Here is a 16953-nt window from a genome sequence, read left to right as displayed (position 1 = left end):
TTACCCATAAACAAAATCTATATTTCGTCCCTCAACTCTGTTTCAAGCTATGAAGGTTCAACGTGGCTAAGAAAAATCGATCCTGCCTCGTTCGGCGACATTTCCGCTTACGTGGACCTCATGGAGATGAGTTGCGCCGCTCAATCGCGCTTGAACCGGGATTCTGGTCGGCATTGGATGATATGGCGCCGGGCGAAAAGCTGAGGCTGCTGATAGAAGATTGCCTGGCTGGACTGTCTCCCGATGAGTCTCTCGTATCAATTCTGCGATGCACTGTGATGAACCACTATCGCGCGCTGTGTGACGAACGGCGCTTGGCGATGAGGCTCAGTGAGTCGGAAGGAAAAAGAGAGAAGCAGATCGGGGCGCGGAATTGAGCATACCCGCCTTGCGCCTGCGGGAAATGGTGCCGGTTGAGGGACTCGAACCCCCGACCCCCTGATTACAAATCAGGTGCTCTACCAACTGAGCTAAACCGGCTATCGAAGTGGGCAGCGAAATATCGCGTTTCTGGTCGATGGTCAACGGCATCGACGTTACAAAGTTCATGTTTCGCTCAAGCTGAGCGCCGGACATTTTTATTGAGCGTGTTTCTAGTTGTTCGAAACCACGAGACGGGGCTTGGGAAAACGAGGCTGCGAGCCAGCAGTCACGACTGTCCGCGCTGCATCCATCAGGCTGGCAACGGGAGCTTCCTCCGTGCGGAGACTTTCCAGCATACTGATCGCCCGTTGTAATGCGGAAATCTGATTGTCCGAATACACTTGCGCTTCGCGGGTCTGAACCGCCGCTTCCTCAAAGCGCGTGACGAGTTCGGAAATCAGAAGAGATGTGTCCCTGATCGCGGAATCAAGTTCGAGCTTACCATCGGAGGTGCTTTTCAATTGATAGAGCTGAACATTCAGTTCGAGCAGTGAATAGACCTGTTGATGGCGAACATAGAGCTCGCGTCCGCGGGGATCCCGATTGTTTAATTCTAAACTTTCGAGCATCTATCACTCCAGGCTAGGTTGCGTCTGTCATTTGAATTTGCCGGGCGTCGCGGTTTTGCGGCGCTCCAGTTGGCGTCTGAAGGAACTCTAGGCTTCAAAACGTGAATCGCTCGTGAATCACCGGGGCGAATTTTGAGAAAAAAATCAAAAAATAAACCGTGTACTTTTTTTGGTCTCAATATGTTCGCGTCTGTTCATGGATTGCATATCCTTATGTGTCAGGCGTGCGGTAAGTTTTTTGAAAACCTTAGCTCCAACGATCGTTAAGCCCTATTTCCAAGAGGCGATTGTGACGCCATATTGGGGTTTGGCTTTTAGATCTGAAAGTCGATCTGGAATTGATATGCCATCTATGAACCAGGTCTGATGGCGTTCCGGCCGATACTGATGTGCTTATGTTTATGAAATATTAAGCTCAATGGCTGATAAGGTGCGCGTGTACCCGATAAGAAAGAGCGCTTTTTCATGAGTGTGAAATTGCAGGATAAGAAGTCGGACAAGGTCAAGATCGACGAGGATGCCCTCGATTCGCTGCATACCTTGCCGCTTTCAATCATCCCGTTGCAGACGCCAGGCCTGAAGAAAGCCTTCATGATCAAGAATGCGCGCTTGGAAAGCGCGATCGAGCTTTTTCGTGACGGTGGCTCGGGCAGTGGCCAGGTCGAGCCAAAGGAATTGCATGGATACTTCCAGGACGTTGGGGGAGCTTTGTCCCATGACCTCATCATTCTGGACAGGCTATCCTCCCTCGAGTCGTTCGACGTCTATTCGCTGCGTCTGGAGCTGCGTAACCTGGATATCGGATTCGAGGATTTCTCGGCGCTACAGCTCTCCGAGGCCAAGCGTGCCGAGCTGACCGAATATATGCGTGCCTTTACACGCCCGCTAATCCAGCGCGTTTATGGAAGCGATCAGTCAGAAGAGATCAGTGACGTCGGACAGATCTTCAAGATGATGGCCTCTCCAAACCGGAACGAAGCGATGGCGAAGCTCAAGCTTCTTGCCGAAGAGCTGAATACCGAACTGACAGAAGTGCCGAAGTTTCTCGAACGTTATGGCGATATTTTCCTGTCACTTTCGTATTTCCGGAACTGCCTCGACAAGATCATGCAGCAGCTCCCGCCCTTCATCTCCTGGATGGAAGAGCTGCATAGCAACTACCAGATCCAGAACGACCGAAATCAGCTTAAAATCCTTAAGGATATCGAGTCTGACCTGAATGAGATTTCGACATCTCTAGTTGGTCGATTTGAGTACTTCAACCACCGCTCACATGATTTCTGGGACAATATCAGCGCGGATTCGTTTCAATCGTTCCAGGAATTGGTCACCGCACACCATGTGAGCATCGGTGCCGTGCTCTGTGGTCTCGCAGTGAAGATGGACCTCTACGAAACGCGGTTTCCCAACCATGGCGGGGGGCCGGTGAAGCGGCTGGAGTTCATTAATTCAGAAATCAGACCCGGTCTGCAACGCATCAAGGATATCGAGCAGCGCGTCGGTGCGGTAAAATAAAACTACGCATCCAGTCCTGCGGGTTTGGATTTCGCAATCGGAACCTTGCCGATAAGGTAAGCGTTGGCATCGGTCATCTGCGGCCGTGGGACCTTCTTTGAAGATGACCCGATCAAAGTCTGTTCAGCAAAAAACAGTTGAGACTGCTGCTGCGCCAGACGCCGAAAATCGTGCCCGTTTGCTGCAGATCGCAGAACGGTTGGCAAAGCTTGGATACTGGCGGCTCGATCTTGCGACCAATGCCGTCTTCTGGTCCGAGTTCGTTTATCTTTTGCATGGTCTGGAGCCTGAAAGCGGGGGGCCGGATCTGAAAGCTGCCCTGGCGGCGTACCTTCCCGAAGATCGACCAAAAGTTAATGCCGCAATTGAACGATGTATCGCGGCGGCGGAACCCTTCGAGTTCACTTTGCGGATCCGGCGCCCGGATGGTGCTGTGCGCAACGTGCGGTCTGCCGGCCTTCCGGAACTTGATGAAGCCGGGGCTGTCGTTGCGATCAGCGGCATTTTCCAGGACGTTACGACCGAAGATGACATCGAAAAAACTCACAGAACCAATGAGTTGTTGCGCCAGACGATCGACGCTTTGGATGAGGCAGTCAGTATCTATGATCCCGACGATCGGTACGTTTACGCCAATCCGAAATATTTCGATCTGTTCCCGTATTTGAAAGAGATCGAGGACCTTGAGGGAAAATCCTTCGAGGACGTGTTGCGTATCAGCCTGCAAAACCGCGTCGTTGATAGCCCACTGGCTCGGGAGGACCCCGAAGCTTACATCGCGCAACGTCTGAAAGCGCGCAAGGAGGTTGCGGGCGAACTAGGGGACAGACTGCACAAGAGCGGGCGCTGGTATGCGGCCCGTGAGTTCCGGACCTACGCTGACGCGCATATAACAATGCGCCGGGACGTCACTGAGCAGCGACTCGCCAGCCAGGAGCTTGAACGGGTCAAGGAGCGCTATGAACTCGCGGTGACGGCAGGGGGAATCGGTGTCTGGGAATATGACCGGTCTGCAGACTCGTTCTACTGGTCAGATTTCGCCTCCGGGATCCTGACTGATGGCAAGGCGGCGGAGCCTGGCAACATTGAGTCTCTGTTTGATGCCGTGATCCAAGAGGACCTGGAGCATTTCAGAGGACAATACTGGGCCTGTCTGACGCACCGGGCGGTTATGGATATCGAGGTCCGGATGAGTTCTCTCGATGGACAGATGAAATGGGTGCATTGGCGAGGTCGGCAAATTGCTGACGATAACGGCGAGGTCTTGCGTATTGTCGGCTCGATCGTCGACGTAACGCGGAGGAAGCTCGATCAGGAGCGCATTATCCAGAGCGAAGCGCGGCTGAGCGAAATCGCAAGAACGATTCCCGGTGTTCTTTGTCAATGGTCGCTCGAAACCGAACAAAGCCCCCGCTATTCCTATCTCAGTCCGAAGGCTGCCGAGATTTTCGGGTTCGAGGATGTGAGCCCAAGTGGTGTTTCCGCATCGCTGCGGCCGGTCAATGCGGATGCGGCTGCGGTAAATGCTGCCTTGGCTGCTTCTTTCCGGACAGGAGATCAGCTTCGCTTCGAGGCGCGTTACGAGTTACCACAGCGCGGTATCCGCTGGATTCGCAACATGTCGGAAGTGGTCAACGTTTGGGATGACCGGATTGATTTTACCGGTGTCATGGTTGACGTCACGGAAATCAAAGAAGCCGAGAACAAGATCTTCGAAAGCGAACGGCGCTTGGTTGATGCCATTGAGTCGATCAATGAAGCCTTCGCATATTTTGACAATGAAGACCGTCTGATGATCTGCAACCAGACGTACCAGAATCTGCGCCCGGCGATCGCCGACCATATCGAACCTGGATTGCCTTTCGAGACTTTTGTCGAACTTTTGGCTGATTACGACTATATCCCGAGCGGGTATGGAGGCAGAGAAGAATGGGTTCGCGACCGTCTCGAAATGCACCGCAATCCGAGCATTGAGCCTGTACAACAGGTATGGCCGGACGGCCGTGTGCATCTGGTCTCGGAACGCCGCACAAAAGAAGGCGGTACTGTTATCACCCTTACGGATATTTCCGATCTCAAACGCCGCGAATCCGCTCTTGAAGAGGCGCATGCGCGTTTGTCGAGCCAGCACGATGCGCTCGAAAAACTGGCTGACGACCTTGATGCTGCCCGTCGCGCAGCGGAAGCTGCGAACGATGCAAAATCCCAGTTCCTGGCGATGATGAGCCATGAAATCCGGACTCCGATGACCGGATTGCTGGGAATGGTCCAGATGCTCCGGGACGAAGACCTCAGCGATCGGCAGCGGGATTATCTCGATGTGCTGGGACAATGTACGGACACGCTGCTTAGTCTTTTGAACGATATTCTGGATTTGTCGAAGATCGAGGCGGGCCAACTCAGTCTCGAAAGCATTGAATTCGACCTGGGGCGTGTTGCAGAGGAGATTGTCGGCCTGTTCCGCGGGAGCGCCTCGGACAAGGGGATACGGCTTATCTACCGAATGCCGGAGACGGCCGTTCGGGCGGTGCGCGGAGATCCTTTGCGCTTCAAGCAAATTCTCGCAAATCTCGTAAGCAACGCTATTAAATTTACCGCCGAAGGCGAGGTGGTTCTGACGCTGGACGGAGTCTTGGACGGAGGCACGGTCACGGTGTCCGGCAGTGTCTCGGATACCGGTATAGGCATTTCTGAAGAGGCAATGCCTCGTCTGTTCAACAGATTCGATCAGGCAGACACATCGACTACGCGGAAGTTTGGCGGAAGTGGCCTTGGCCTCTCCATCTGTCAGAGATTGTTGGCCTCCATGGGAGGGAGCATTTCGGTGAGCTCTGCGTCGGGCGAGGGCAGTACATTCACGTTTTCGGTTGCGTTTAAGGCTGGTTCAGCAAGTGAGCAGCCGGCTCTTTCGGCTGGCGCGCCAAACCTCGATGCCGAGCCGGTTGATCAAGTAGACCCGAGTGTAACGCCGAGCCTGCGGATATTGATTGCCGAGGACAATGGTCTTAATGCCGACCTGATCGCGATGATGCTCGAAAAATGGGGGCATGAAACGGATATTGCTCCGGATGGCCGAGTGGCTGTGGACAAGGCGACCGTCACCAAGTTCGATTTGATCCTGATGGATATGCAAATGCCGGAGTTGGACGGCCCTGACGCCACGCGCGAAATCCGCGCAGGAACCGGGCCAAATCGCGAGACGGCAATTGTCGGTTTGTCTGCCGATGCCATGCCTGAGCACCGGGCGAAGTATCTTGAGGCCGGGCTCACCGATTTCGAGACAAAACCCGTTGATTGGGATCGGCTTCGGCAGTTGATCGCGCACCTCTATGAGCGCGGCTTCATGTCGTATTACTGACGATCAGGTTAGGGCGATGTATCCGAGGTTCCGGCTTACTCATCCGGAACGCGTTGTTCACGCCGCATTTCCTTCACGGAATAGACGGCTCCGGCCAAAATCACCAGTGATCCGACGATGGTAAGAAGGCCCGGTGTTTCCTGGAAGAACAGGATCCCGATCAGACCCGCGAATAGAAGGCGGGTATATTCCATCGGCTGTACGGCAGATGCCTCGCCGTGTTTATAGGCCTGGATATTCGAATACTGGGCCATGGACATGAGTACGCCGATCAACACCATCGCGATGAGTTCAAACGCAGTCGGTGTTTCCCAATAAATATAGGCCGGAATCGCGAAGGCGACGGCCAGTCCGAATGACTGGTACGTCATGATGGTCACCGGACTCTCTGTCTTGGTTAGGACCCGGGTGACAATCATGACAACCGCGAGGAAAACCGCAGAGGCGAGCGCGAGGAAAGCGTAGTAATCGATCCCGTCGAAGCTGGGTTGCAACACGATCAAGACGCCAATGAATCCGAATATCGTGGGGCCCCAACGCTTGAGATCAACAACTTCCTTCAGCAGGACGACCGCAAGCAGCGTGATGAACAGCGTGCGCGCGAATGAAATCGCGGTCACATCGGCTAGAGGCATATGAATCACCGCCGTGAAGCCGGCTGCCATGGCGCAAACTGAACAAAAGATGCGTACTCCATGGAGTTGCAAGCGGTCGGTTTTGAACGCGTGGGAAAAGGACTGCAGCATCCGCGGGGACAGGATGACGATTACACAGATCTGACGAATGAAGAGGATTTCCCAGACCGGAATCCGTTGTCCCACATCCTTGATGGCTGCCATCATAATTGTAAAAATAAGCGAAGCGAGGATCAGCCAGATGCAACCCTTCAGATTTTCGGGCACGCGACTCCAGATTTGAGACGTCTTGCTCTGTACCTGTCGGCTTCCGAGCAGGTTTTTCCGAGTTTCCAAGCTTTCGGGCATGAAGTTCGCTTACATATTTCCTGACGACGGTATTCGTGATGTATTTTTGGTTGTTGTCAATTGCTTTGTACCCAAATCAGCACCGATAAGTTGTTGCCGCAGGGACCGTGGAATGGTCCTAAAAACGGAGGGCCAATCTGCCCGCATATATGCTAAAGATCATCGCTCTTCCTATCCTGCGATTGAAATTCCGCGATTATCATGTCTGAAAAACCTGCTGCAAAGGCAAGCATTGAGCCTTTGACGGAAAACATCCTGAAGACTCTCCAAGAGGAGGCACAGGTGATCGAAACCCCATGCGGTGATGGCCGAATGGTCTGGCGCAAATGGGGCGAGGGGCCTTGTGTCGTTCTTGTGCATGGCGGGTTCGGATCGTGGAATCACTGGTGTCGGAACATCATGGCGCTGTCGCGTGAATTTACCGTGATTGCGCCGGATCTTCCGGGGCTTGGGGATAGCGATACTCCAGATGATCCGAAAACGGCGGAGCATATAGGCAAAATCCTGACTGACGGGCTTGAGCGGGTCATCCCATCAGGGTCCAGGTTTCATTTAGGGTGTTTCTCTTACGGTGCTGTTCCCGGAAGCGTAGCTGCTGTTCACCATGGGCAACGGGTACGCAGCTTCACCCTGGTAGGAGCTGCCGGATTCGGCCCGCGCGAGCGGCCGACCGATGGTCTGATTCGGATCTTGCCGGAGATGGATGAGGTCACACGCCGGGCGACAGCACGGAACAATCTTGCGGTTCTTATGTTTGCCGATCCTGGGAACGTGGACGATCTGGCCATCGATATTCAGATCGCGAATACGGCGCGGGCGCGGTTTCGGTCACGGCCGCTTTCTCTCTCCGATACGGTGCTGAAGAACCTGCCCCGGATCTCCGCGAGCCGGAATGCGATCTGGGGTGCCGAGGACATCACGGCGAAGGGGATGCTGACCCAGCGGAATGCAGCCATAAAAGACGCGGATCCCGGCGCTCAAATTGTCGTTATGGATGGCATTGGGCACTGGGTTCAGTACGAGGCGGCTGACGCGTTCAATAAATGCTACCTCGGGATGCTCAGACAGACACCCTGAGGTTCGACGATCCGGCAATTCAAATGCCGGACGAAAATACTGGAGGAAACAAGACATGAAGCTCGTTGTTCTGCCCGGAGACGGGATCGGTCCCGAAATTGTCGACGCCACGCTGACAGTTCTGAGGGCCGCAGATGAGCGGTTTGGGCTTGGACTGGAACTGGAAGAGCATGCGATCGGCGAAGTTTCGCTTGCACGCGACGGCTCCACGCTGCCGGAGCCGGTATTCGAGAGCGCGTCTGAGGCAGACGGAGTCATCCTCGGCCCGGTTTCGACTGCCACCTATCCGTCACCCTCTGACGGCGGTCTCAACCCGTCGGCTGAGTTCAGGCGCCGTCTGGACCTGTTCGCCAATATCCGTCCGAGCCGGTCGGTTGGACATGATGCGGCGCTGGTCAAGGATATGGATCTGGTGATCGTGCGCGAGAACACTGAGGGTTTTTACGCGGTTAGGACGATGTTCGCGGGCGGCGGGGAATTCATGCCGGACAAGGACATGGCGCTCGCCGTTCGCAAGATCACCCGGCAGGGAGCGGAACGGATCGGCCGTGCGGCTGCCGAACTGGCGATGACCCGCCGGAAGAAACTGACGATCGTCACCAAGTCGAATGTCCTGAAACTCAGCGACGGGCTTTTCCTGGAGGCCGTGACGGCGGGTGCGAGCGCATTTCCGGAGCTTGAGGTCGAGGAAGTGCTTGTCGACGCGATGGCGTCTCATCTCGTGCGGAAACCCGGTGCGTTCGACGTTATCGTCACCTCGAACATGTTCGGCGATATTCTCTCTAATGAAGCAGCGGAACTCGCTGGCGGTCTTGGTTTTGCGGGCTCTCTCAATGCCGGGCTCCGGCACGCGGTCGCCCAAGCGGCCCATGGATCGGCACCGGATATCGCCGGCAAAAACGTCGCGAACCCGAGCTCCGTTATGCTGTCTACGGGTATGTTGCTTGAATGGCTTGCGGATCGCAGCGATAGCAACGCCTTGCGCGAAAGCGCAAGGGCAATTGAAGCTGCTGTCATGGCCTGCGTCGCGGGCGCGGCCACGCGGACACAGGATATCGGCGGCGCACTCAGCACGGATGCATTCGGCGCGGCGGTCGCCCGGCGGGTAGCTGAAGTCTGAGTATTCAGTCGGAAAGAAGGAACGGACGATGCGCACCCTGACACTTCCGGACGGCCGGTCTGTACCGGCTCTTGGCCTCGGCACATGGTATATGGGAGAGAGCGCCGACGCCCATGAGCAGGAAGTCAGGGCGCTGCAGACGGGCATGGATCTCGGGATGACCCTGATCGATACGGCGGAAATGTATGCCGAAGGTGGGGCGGAAGAGGTCGTCGGCGATGCCATCCAGGGGCGCCGCGATCAGGTTTTCATCGTCTCCAAGGTGCTGCCCTACAATGCCAGCCGGAAAGGGACGATCGCCGCCTGTGAAGCCAGCCTCCGGCGGCTTGGAACAGATCATATCGATCTTTATCTGCTGCACTGGCCGGGCTCTCACCCGCTTGCCGAGACAATCGAGGCGTTTGAAGCCTTGCAGGCGGCCGGGAAAATAGGCGGGTACGGCGTGAGCAACTTCGATGTGGCCGAGATGGCCGCATGGGAAAAGGCCACCGGTCCCGGTGCCTGCCAGACAGATCAGGTGCTCTACAATCTCTCTCGACGCGGTATCGAATGGGATCTTGTGCCCTGGGCGCGGGAGAGGGCGATCCCGCTCATGGCATACTCGCCGCTTGAGCAGGGACGCCTGCGGGACAAGGGGCTGGACTCGGTCGCGGACAAGCACGGTGTAACGGCAATGCAGATTGCGCTGGCATGGGTCCTCCGTAACCCATCAATCATCGCCATTCCGAAAGCATCGAACCCGCTTCATGTGCAGGCGAACAATGCCGCTCTTGAGCTTGTTCTCGACGAGGACGATCTGGCTTTGCTCGATCGTTCATTTCCCGCGCCGCGCCAAAAACAGGCGCTGGAGATCCTGTAGAAGGTCTCACGACATCAAACTTACGTTATTTAAGGTGCATACCCATTTAACTTGTCGTGCGAAAGGTGTTGTGGTTTTCAGGCGGTTAATGCGGTGCTAATTCAGACAAATCGCATTTACTACAAAAAGGGCTTGGCAAAATTTAGACGAATCACCACTATATTAAGCATTGCGGCTTGAATACGCGACAACTTGGAGTACAGGCAATGGGTGCCGTCGATAGCAAACATGTTGAGCGTAAAAGCCTTGAGATCCTCGCCGACGCGATTGATCGAACGGTTGGATCCGGCTTCGTCCATGCAGCGATTGCCAAAGCGGCCAAGACGCTCGAAGAGAAGGAATTCAATGCTGCGGGCAAGGCATTCCGCATGCTGAACCCGCGCGAGACCCGCAAAGTCGAGAAATCTGCTCTTGAGACCGCGTCGCTTTTTGTGGAGCACGGCGAGTATTCGGATCCTACCGACGATATGAAGCCGAATCCTGATTACAGCGATATCCGTGCACGTTCCGTAAAGCTGGGTTCCTGACGTTTACAAACTTGTTCTGGCGCCCCGAGCAGCCAGTGCGATGGTGCCTGCGCCGGCAACAGCCAGGATAGCGGTGACCAAGAAGCTGCCGCTGTATGTGCCAAGTAATTGGTAGCCGAGTGTGAAGATCGCCGGCCCGACAATCACCCCTGAAAAAGTGAAGAACAGCGCCGCGCCAGTCATGTTTCCTGCTTTCCCGTCGGGGCTGTGCTGGACGACGGCAGATGCGAACACTCCGTTCCAGCCCATGGCCGTAAATCCGAAGACAAAAAACAAAGCATAAACAAAGCCAACGGGCCAATCCGGCGCGATGAAGACCGTCGCCAGAGCGGACAGTCCCGTGAGCAATGCATTGATGATGAGCGCGACGAATCCGCTCCGGATACGATCCGCAAGAACTCCCCATGCAATACGGCCGATGACGCCGGCAACCTGCACTGCAGTCAGCGCTAGACCTGCCGCGACGAGCGTGTAGCCTGTTTCCTCGACCAGAAAAGTGACGGCGAACGCATTCAGGGAAAGTTGGATAGCGGCCAGAAACAGCCCGGTAAAGCAAAGCCAGCGGATAGCTGGCAGTTTCCAGGCCGCTTTGATGTCGGCAAGAGGGGACCGGATGAGTGGGGCTGTGCGGGAACGGTCACTATCCCAGCGCTTCCGGAAGAACTCCATAACGAGCGCCATCGTGAGTGCGGCGAGGATGGTCACCAGCATGCTGGTCTGCCAATCGAGCGCCAAGGCAAGGGCGGGGGCGAATGTGCTGGCAGCGATCCCGCCGAGGGGGACGCCGGTAAACCGGATAGAGAAGACGAGGTTGCGGTTCTTCGCTGTGACAATCTTCGACATCAGATGGGCTGCCGGCGGATTTATCAGGCCATAACCAAACCCGATGATGAAGGAACCGAGCGCCATCAGGGACAGCACACCGCTGGCGATCACCAGATGAGCAAGCGCGAAGAGACAAAGGCTGACCTGGGAAACCCGCCAGGCACCAAGCCGTGCCACCAGACCTCCGGCAAGCAGGCTCGTGACCATTCCGCCGATATAGACCACAACGACCTGCAGGCCGATGAGCGAAGCATCGACGCCGAGCGCTGCCGCAGCCTCCGGCGCGATTGCCGGCAGCCACAGCGAGGCCATCGAGCCGATCAGCTGGACCCAGATCATGAAGAAGACAACCGTCACCGTGTCGCGGAGAGGCGGTGACGGTTGGGTCTCTGTGGGGTGTGTCATTTAGGCGTGCGCCGTCAGTTCGGGTGCAATGCCTTGTCCGGGCCGAGTACGGCACTGCGGAAGGTGTTCTTTACGAACTTCCCGTCGCGTGGCGGCATGATGGTCTCACCGGTTGCCACATCGATCTTGATCACGGCAACAAGCGGGAACTGACCTTTTTTCAACACTGCGACCAGTTCATCCAGTTCTGCTTCATTCCGGATAGTCATTGTGTTGCCGATGCCGGCGCCGGCTGCCATGGCGGCGAGATCTGTGCCGCGCCCGGTAGGTGCGGCCTGCATGCCTGTCTCGCCATAATGCTCATTGTCGAGCACGATGATGGCCAGGTTTTTTGGCTGTTGCAGGGCGATGGTCGAAAAACTACCGACGCCCATAAGCTGTTCGCCGTCTCCTGTCAGTACCCAGACGGTGCGGTCGGGTTGTGCCAGGGCTAGTCCGAGCCCCGTCGGTGCAGCGCCACCCATGCCACCCCAGATATAGAAATTTTCCGGTCTGTGATCGATTGCAGCAAGGTCCCAAGTCGGCGAGCCGAGACCGCTGATGCACAAGGCATCGCTACGTACCGACATCAATTTTTTAACAACGTCGCGGCGGAATAGTTTGCTATTGCTCATAATTCAGTCTCCTGCCGCGTCTTGCGCTGCCGGTGCGGAGAAGGCTTTCGCACCGATCAGTTTCTGACTGATCAAAATGGCGACAGCTTCGCCGCCATGGAACGACATCATCAAACCCGCCTCGATGGCTTCTGCCGCCTCCTCGGCGCTGTCCGCGCGCAGACACCGTACACCGACCGCTTCGAGCACCGGCTCGACCGCCCGGCCCATCGGCATCTGCCAGGGATTGGATTCGCCGTAATCACCACGCATGGTCACGATCATGAAAAGCGGAAAAGCGCAGGTCGTGGTCAACGATGCGATCATGTTAATCGTATTGCCCACGCCGCTGCTCTGCATCATGACGGCGCATTTTTGCCCGCCAAGCCAGGCACCTGCGGCAACGGCGATACCTTCTTCTTCGGTGGTCAGCGGAACAGTCTGGATATCATTGTCGGCAAGGCTGGCTTTAATGATACCGCTGAGGCCGGCATCGGGCACATAGGCAACCTGCTTGATGCCGTGTTCCTTGAAGAGGCTGTGCGCGTTCGCGCTCCAATCGCCGCTCATGTGTTTCCCACCCTTTTATCGATTTGCGGATAACCTTGCCCGGCACCACAGCGTCTGTCCATCTGCGGCGGACGGGTTATTCGGAACCGGTCCCATTCCACGATGTCCATATTGCCAAGCAGTCCATTGTCTTGGTGCAGCGCCTGTCACATAGTCGTCGCGGACAAAAACCGGGAAGAGACCATGTCGCTCAAGACCGACCGCCGCCTGATACCGACATCCGCCCATTGGGGTACCTATTTCGCCGAAGTCGAGAACGGCAAGCTTGTCGCCGTACACGATTACGAAAAAGATCCGGCTCCTGCCATCATCGGCCCTGGCATTGTCGATGCAATCGACGATGAGGTCCGTGTGCGTCGCCCGATGATCCGCAAAGGCTGGTTGGAGAACGGCCCGGCCTCGCGCGAAGGACGGGGCAGCGACCCCTATGTCGCCGTGCCGTGGGACGAGGCGCTCGACATGGCGGCGGCTGAGCTGAAGCGTATCGCGGACACGCACGGCAACGAGGCGATATTCGGGGGCTCTTACGGTTGGTCCAGTTCTGGCCGGTTCCATCATGCGCAAAGCCAGGTTCACCGGTTCCTGAACTGCATGGGCGGCTATGTTCGCCATGAAGGGACATACAGCTATGCGGCGGGGCAGGCGATCACGCCGCACGTCGTAGGTCACTTCAAGCAATTGCTCGACGGACATACGACCTGGCCGGTGATCGCCGAGACCAGCGAACTGGTGGTGATGTTTGGCGGTGTGCCGGTAAAGAACGGCCAGGTGACGTCCGGCGGCGTCGGTCGGCATACCGTGTTCGAAGGGCTGAAAACCGCCTACGAGATGGGGGTTGAATTCGTCAATATCAGCCCGATCCGGAACGACGTGATCGAATTGGTCGAGCCGGAATGGATTGCACCGCGTCCGAATACGGATGCGGCGATCATGCTGGCATTGGCTCACACTCTCTACACAGAGGGACTGCACGACGAAGGTTTCCTCGACGAGTATTGCGTCGGTTTCGACAAGTTCCTGCCCTATCTGCTGGGCAAGACTGACGGGCAGCCGAAGACGCCGGAATGGGCTGAAGGGATCTCCGAGGTTCCGGCCGAGACTCTGCGCGCGCTTGCCCGGCGTATGGCTGGCGGCCGTACCATGATCATGGTGGCCTGGAGCCTGCAACGCGCGGACCATGGAGAGCAGCCTTACTGGCTGGCAATCCTGCTGGCAGCGATGATCGGGCAGATTGGGTTGCCAGGCGGCGGTTTCGGGCTTGGCTATGGCTCCGAGAACGGCATCGGCAATCCGGTCGAAATGTTCAAATGGCCGGCGCTGCCGCAGGGCCGCAATCCGGTCGACAAGTTCATCCCGGTCGCGCGAATCTCCGACATGCTGCTCAATCCAGGCGGCAGTTTCGAGTTCGATGGCGGAACGCATACCTACCCCGATATCAAAGCCGTTTACTGGGCTGGTGGAAACCCGTTCCACCATCATCAGGACCTGAACCGTCTCGTGCAGGCAATCCGTCGCCCGGACACGGTGTTCGTCAACGAGATCTGGTGGACCGCTCTGGCGCGGCATGCGGACTTTGTGTTCCCGACGACGACGGCTCTGGAGCGTAACGATCTCTCCATGACCCATTGGGAGCAGACCATCGTCGCCATGCAGAAGGCGATCGAACCGATTGGTGATTCCCGTCATGATTATGATGTCTTCACCGGGCTAGCGGAGCGGATCGGGGTTGCCGAAACCTTCACCGAGGGCCGGGACGAGGAAGCGTGGCTGCGCCATCTCTGGGATCAGGCACGGCAGCGTGCGGCGGAAGCCGATTTTGAGCTGCCCGATCTTGAGACCTTCCGGGAGATCGGCACCATGGAGGTGCTGCAGCCGAAAGAACCTGCTGTTCTGCTACGGAAGTTCCGTGAAGACCCGGAGGCCAATCCGTTGACCACTCCGAGCGGCAAGATAGAGCTTTTCTCGGAGACCATCGCGGGGTTTGGCTATGAAGACACGCCGGGGCATCCGGCTTGGGTAGAGCCCTATGAATGGCTGGGCTCACCTTTAACCGGAACCTATCCGTTGCACCTGATCTCGAACCAGCCGAAGACCCGGCTGCACAGCCAGCTCGATAGCGGCGCGATCAGCCGTGGATCGAAGATCAAGGATCGCGAGCCGATGAGTATGCATCCGTCCGATGCCGCCGCGCGCGGGATCGAAAACGGGGATGTGGTCCGGCTCTATAATGACCGGGGCGCCTGTCTTGCCGGTGTGATCATCTCCGATGCCGTCCGTCCGGGTGTGGTGCAGCTCTCGACCGGTGCCTGGTATGATCCGGAAGAGCCGGGAGTGGTTGGCTCGCTCTGCAAGCACGGCAATCCGAACGTGCTGACCCGAGACATCGGAACGTCTCGGATAGGGCAGGGCCCGAGCGCGCAGTCAGTGCTGATTGAAGTCGAGAAATACGCAGGAACGCCGCCGCCGGTGACGTCTTTCGTGCCGCCGCGGATTGAAGAAAAGGCTTAAAAGAGAATCTGTTCGGTGCCTTTGTTAATCTGGGCTTTGTGAGAGTCGGAAGGCAATGCTGGTCGGTAAAATGACTCGGAAAAACCTGCTCGCCTGCCTGCCAACGGGCGGTGCGGCGATCGAGATCGGTGTCGCCGAAGGTGTGTTTTCCTCTGATATTCTCGAGATGGCCAAACCATCGCATCTCCATCTGGTGGATCCCTGGGTCCACCAAAGCCGGCAGGACTACCAGCTGGATGCCAACAATGTTGACGATGAGGCGAACGAGGAGCGTTACCGGGCGGTCCTGAGAAAATTCAGTGCCGAAATCGAAAGCGGCGTGGTCCATGTTCAACGCGGCTTCTCGCAGGATGTGCTCCCGGAATTCGAAGACCATACCTTCGACTGGGCCTATGTGGATGCCATGCATACGCGTGACGCGGTACGAGAGGATCTTCGACTCGTTTGGCCGAAGGTAAAGCCCGATGGGCTGATACTCGGGCATGACTTTTCCAACAGTCCGGAGGCGCGGGCGCGTGGTTTCGGCGTTGTCTCTGGTGTGCGTGACTTTATCAGGGAATCAGGGGCGCATCTTGTCGCCATAACGATGATCTCGGAGTTTTTTCCCTCCTACGTTTTGGCAAAGTCGCTTCACGCAGGTGTCACGGTGTTTGCCGAGCAGTTCTTGTTGCGGTCGGAGGCGACAGTTGAAATACGATCTCACTCTCCCGATTATCAGCACAAGGTGGTCAAAATCGGTGATCGAGTTGTAGCCTATCCTTCTTTCTAGTGCCTTTCTGGCGGGAGAGTGAAATGGTCCATGCAGCCCCTGCGCCGCGCACCAAGACGGAAGAATTCTATCCTGGTTTCCGCTTCCCGGAGCGGCCCGTGATCCGCACGCGGGAATATCAGGACAGCAGGTTGCAGGCCTGTGGTGTCAATCCCGCGCTCTATGGCGATCAGGCAGCGGCCGGCTTGTTCGGGCAGGATTGTTTCAAGGCCATGCGAGCGGCGGGTCATCAAGTCGATGGTTTGGTCCAAACAGAACAGCGGTTCCGGCAGTTGAAGCCGATCGCCGTAGGGGAGACCGTCACCCAGCGCGGCTGGATCGAGGCATATGAAGAGGTCCCGCGCGGCCATCGGTTGCACCGTAAATTTGAGTTTGTGCGGAAAGACGGGACAGTTGCACTCACTGCGGATGTTATTGGATTGGTTCCAGACAGGGAAAAGTGGGCGGCGGCGGCAAAAAAGGCGGCCCAATCAACTCCGTCCGATCCACGGGACGGATATACGTTATCTTCCGAGAAAAGTATGACTCCGGAGGATGTTACACTGTTTTCTTCAGATGTCGGAAACCTGATCCATTTCGAGCCTGATTTCGCCGCTAACCTCGGCTACCGCGCGCCGCTCGCGCAGGGTCTGCAGACCATGGTCTGGATGATGGGTAAACTTACTGAGGATGGGCCTCCGGCTTCGTTCGAGCTGGCGGCGACCTTCCGCCGACCCGTGTTCTGGGATGAAGAAGCAAGCCTTTGGCTGCACCGGGCAAAAACCGGCTTTATCGACAGCATGCGCGCCTTGAATGCGGGCGGGAAGATGACTGCCGAGCTGACCGTCTCTTCGCTTTCCTACGCCTGACCAG

Annotated in this window: 15 protein-coding genes and 1 tRNA gene; 10 read left to right on the top strand and 6 right to left on the bottom strand. The window is 56.8% G+C overall.

Features of this window, described 5'->3' with window-relative positions:
- Positions 1–62 precede the first annotated feature (62 nt).
- Positions 63–377, top strand: coding sequence for a ribbon-helix-helix domain-containing protein (locus tag VOI22_RS21115; protein WP_416366086.1), 315 nt, complete (start codon positions 63–65; stop codon positions 375–377).
- A gap of 27 nt (positions 378–404) precedes the next feature.
- Here the strand turns inward: VOI22_RS21115 and VOI22_RS05710 are convergent.
- Positions 405–480: transfer RNA gene (locus tag VOI22_RS05710), tRNA-Thr, on the bottom strand.
- A gap of 113 nt (positions 481–593) precedes the next feature.
- Complete coding sequence (locus VOI22_RS05705; protein WP_323795591.1) at positions 594–992, bottom strand: hypothetical protein; 399 nt, start codon at positions 990–992, stop codon at positions 594–596.
- Positions 993–1457: 465 nt separating this feature from the next.
- On the opposite strand from VOI22_RS05705, the gene VOI22_RS05700 reads away from it, so the two are divergent.
- Together VOI22_RS05700 and VOI22_RS05695 are read left to right on the top strand one after the other, a co-directional pair.
- Entirely contained in the window at positions 1458–2507 is a 1050-nt protein-coding gene (locus VOI22_RS05700; RefSeq protein ID WP_051284481.1) for a hypothetical protein, read from the top strand.
- 103 nt (positions 2508–2610) lie between these two features.
- Complete coding sequence (locus tag VOI22_RS05695) at positions 2611–5865, top strand: PAS domain-containing protein (RefSeq protein ID WP_323795590.1); 3255 nt, start codon at positions 2611–2613, stop codon at positions 5863–5865.
- Positions 5866–5900: 35 nt separating this feature from the next.
- On the opposite strand, the gene VOI22_RS05690 is transcribed toward VOI22_RS05695, so the two are convergent.
- Entirely contained in the window at positions 5901–6848 is a 948-nt protein-coding gene (locus VOI22_RS05690; RefSeq protein ID WP_323795589.1) for a DMT family transporter, read from the bottom strand.
- A 282-nt stretch (positions 6849–7130) separates the two neighbouring features.
- Between VOI22_RS05690 and VOI22_RS05685 the strand changes: the two genes are divergently transcribed.
- From VOI22_RS05685 to VOI22_RS05670, 4 genes are all read left to right on the top strand, one after another.
- Complete coding sequence (locus VOI22_RS05685) at positions 7131–7925, top strand: alpha/beta fold hydrolase (protein ID WP_323795588.1); 795 nt, start codon at positions 7131–7133, stop codon at positions 7923–7925.
- A gap of 55 nt (positions 7926–7980) precedes the next feature.
- Positions 7981–9045: an isocitrate/isopropylmalate dehydrogenase family protein gene (locus VOI22_RS05680; RefSeq protein WP_323795587.1), complete on the top strand. Its 1065-nt coding sequence runs from the start codon at positions 7981–7983 to the stop codon at positions 9043–9045.
- A gap of 28 nt (positions 9046–9073) precedes the next feature.
- Positions 9074–9904: an aldo/keto reductase gene (locus tag VOI22_RS05675; protein WP_323795586.1), complete on the top strand. Its 831-nt coding sequence runs from the start codon at positions 9074–9076 to the stop codon at positions 9902–9904.
- 206 nt (positions 9905–10110) lie between these two features.
- Positions 10111–10431 (top strand): hypothetical protein, encoded by a 321-nt coding sequence (locus VOI22_RS05670; protein ID WP_323795585.1) that lies wholly within the window; start codon positions 10111–10113, stop codon positions 10429–10431.
- A 3-nt stretch (positions 10432–10434) separates the two neighbouring features.
- Here VOI22_RS05670 and VOI22_RS05665 read toward each other — a convergent pair whose 3' ends face one another.
- From VOI22_RS05665 to VOI22_RS05655, 3 genes are read right to left on the bottom strand one after another with little or no spacing between them, the layout of a single operon-like run.
- A complete protein-coding gene (locus tag VOI22_RS05665) occupies positions 10435–11661 on the bottom strand; it encodes an MFS transporter (RefSeq protein WP_323795584.1) in 1227 nt (408 codons plus the stop codon).
- A gap of 14 nt (positions 11662–11675) precedes the next feature.
- The gene (locus VOI22_RS05660) at positions 11676–12275 is read right to left on the bottom strand and encodes a thiamine pyrophosphate-dependent enzyme (RefSeq protein ID WP_323795583.1); all 600 of its coding nucleotides are present in this window, start codon (positions 12273–12275) and stop codon (positions 11676–11678) included.
- A gap of 3 nt (positions 12276–12278) precedes the next feature.
- Positions 12279–12824 carry a thiamine pyrophosphate-binding protein gene (locus tag VOI22_RS05655; protein WP_323795582.1) on the bottom strand — a complete coding sequence of 182 codons (546 nt, stop codon included), beginning with the start codon at positions 12822–12824 and terminating at the stop codon, positions 12279–12281.
- Positions 12825–13007: 183 nt separating this feature from the next.
- Between VOI22_RS05655 and VOI22_RS05650 the strand changes: the two genes are divergently transcribed.
- The 3 genes from VOI22_RS05650 (at position 13008) to VOI22_RS05640 (ending at position 16949) form a co-directional block, all read left to right on the top strand.
- Entirely contained in the window at positions 13008–15332 is a 2325-nt protein-coding gene (locus VOI22_RS05650) for a molybdopterin guanine dinucleotide-containing S/N-oxide reductase (protein WP_323795581.1), read from the top strand.
- A 55-nt stretch (positions 15333–15387) separates the two neighbouring features.
- Positions 15388–16101, top strand: coding sequence for a class I SAM-dependent methyltransferase (locus tag VOI22_RS05645; RefSeq protein WP_323795580.1), 714 nt, complete (start codon positions 15388–15390; stop codon positions 16099–16101).
- Between the two features lie 98 nt (positions 16102–16199).
- Positions 16200–16949, top strand: coding sequence for a hypothetical protein (locus VOI22_RS05640; RefSeq protein ID WP_323795579.1), 750 nt, complete (start codon positions 16200–16202; stop codon positions 16947–16949).
- The last annotated feature ends 4 nt before the right edge of the window (positions 16950–16953 follow it).

It is taken from the genome of Nisaea sp. (assembly GCF_034670185.1).
GTDB lineage: Bacteria > Pseudomonadota > Alphaproteobacteria > Thalassobaculales > Thalassobaculaceae > Nisaea.
This window is presented reverse-complemented; position numbering and strand designations above follow the sequence as displayed.

What these genes read in the sequence shown, in the direction of transcription:
- VOI22_RS05660 (WP_323795583.1), bottom strand. Translation starts at nt 12,275, where the DNA reads ATGAGCAATAGCAAACTATTCCGCCGCGACGTTGTTAAAAAATTGATG.
- VOI22_RS05670 (WP_323795585.1), top strand. Translation starts at nt 10,111, where the DNA reads ATGGGTGCCGTCGATAGCAAACATGTTGAGCGTAAAAGCCTTGAGATC.
- VOI22_RS05700 (WP_051284481.1), top strand. Translation starts at nt 1,458, where the DNA reads ATGAGTGTGAAATTGCAGGATAAGAAGTCGGACAAGGTCAAGATCGAC.
- VOI22_RS05705 (WP_323795591.1), bottom strand. Translation starts at nt 992, where the DNA reads ATGCTCGAAAGTTTAGAATTAAACAATCGGGATCCCCGCGGACGCGAG.
- VOI22_RS05680 (WP_323795587.1), top strand. Translation starts at nt 7,981, where the DNA reads ATGAAGCTCGTTGTTCTGCCCGGAGACGGGATCGGTCCCGAAATTGTC.
- VOI22_RS05690 (WP_323795589.1), bottom strand. Translation starts at nt 6,848, where the DNA reads ATGCCCGAAAGCTTGGAAACTCGGAAAAACCTGCTCGGAAGCCGACAG.
- VOI22_RS05645 (WP_323795580.1), top strand. Translation starts at nt 15,388, where the DNA reads ATGCTGGTCGGTAAAATGACTCGGAAAAACCTGCTCGCCTGCCTGCCA.
- VOI22_RS05665 (WP_323795584.1), bottom strand. Translation starts at nt 11,661, where the DNA reads ATGACACACCCCACAGAGACCCAACCGTCACCGCCTCTCCGCGACACG.
- VOI22_RS05650 (WP_323795581.1), top strand. Translation starts at nt 13,008, where the DNA reads ATGTCGCTCAAGACCGACCGCCGCCTGATACCGACATCCGCCCATTGG.
- VOI22_RS05655 (WP_323795582.1), bottom strand. Translation starts at nt 12,824, where the DNA reads ATGAGCGGCGATTGGAGCGCGAACGCGCACAGCCTCTTCAAGGAACAC.
- VOI22_RS05695 (WP_323795590.1), top strand. Translation starts at nt 2,611, where the DNA reads ATGACCCGATCAAAGTCTGTTCAGCAAAAAACAGTTGAGACTGCTGCT.
- VOI22_RS05675 (WP_323795586.1), top strand. Translation starts at nt 9,074, where the DNA reads ATGCGCACCCTGACACTTCCGGACGGCCGGTCTGTACCGGCTCTTGGC.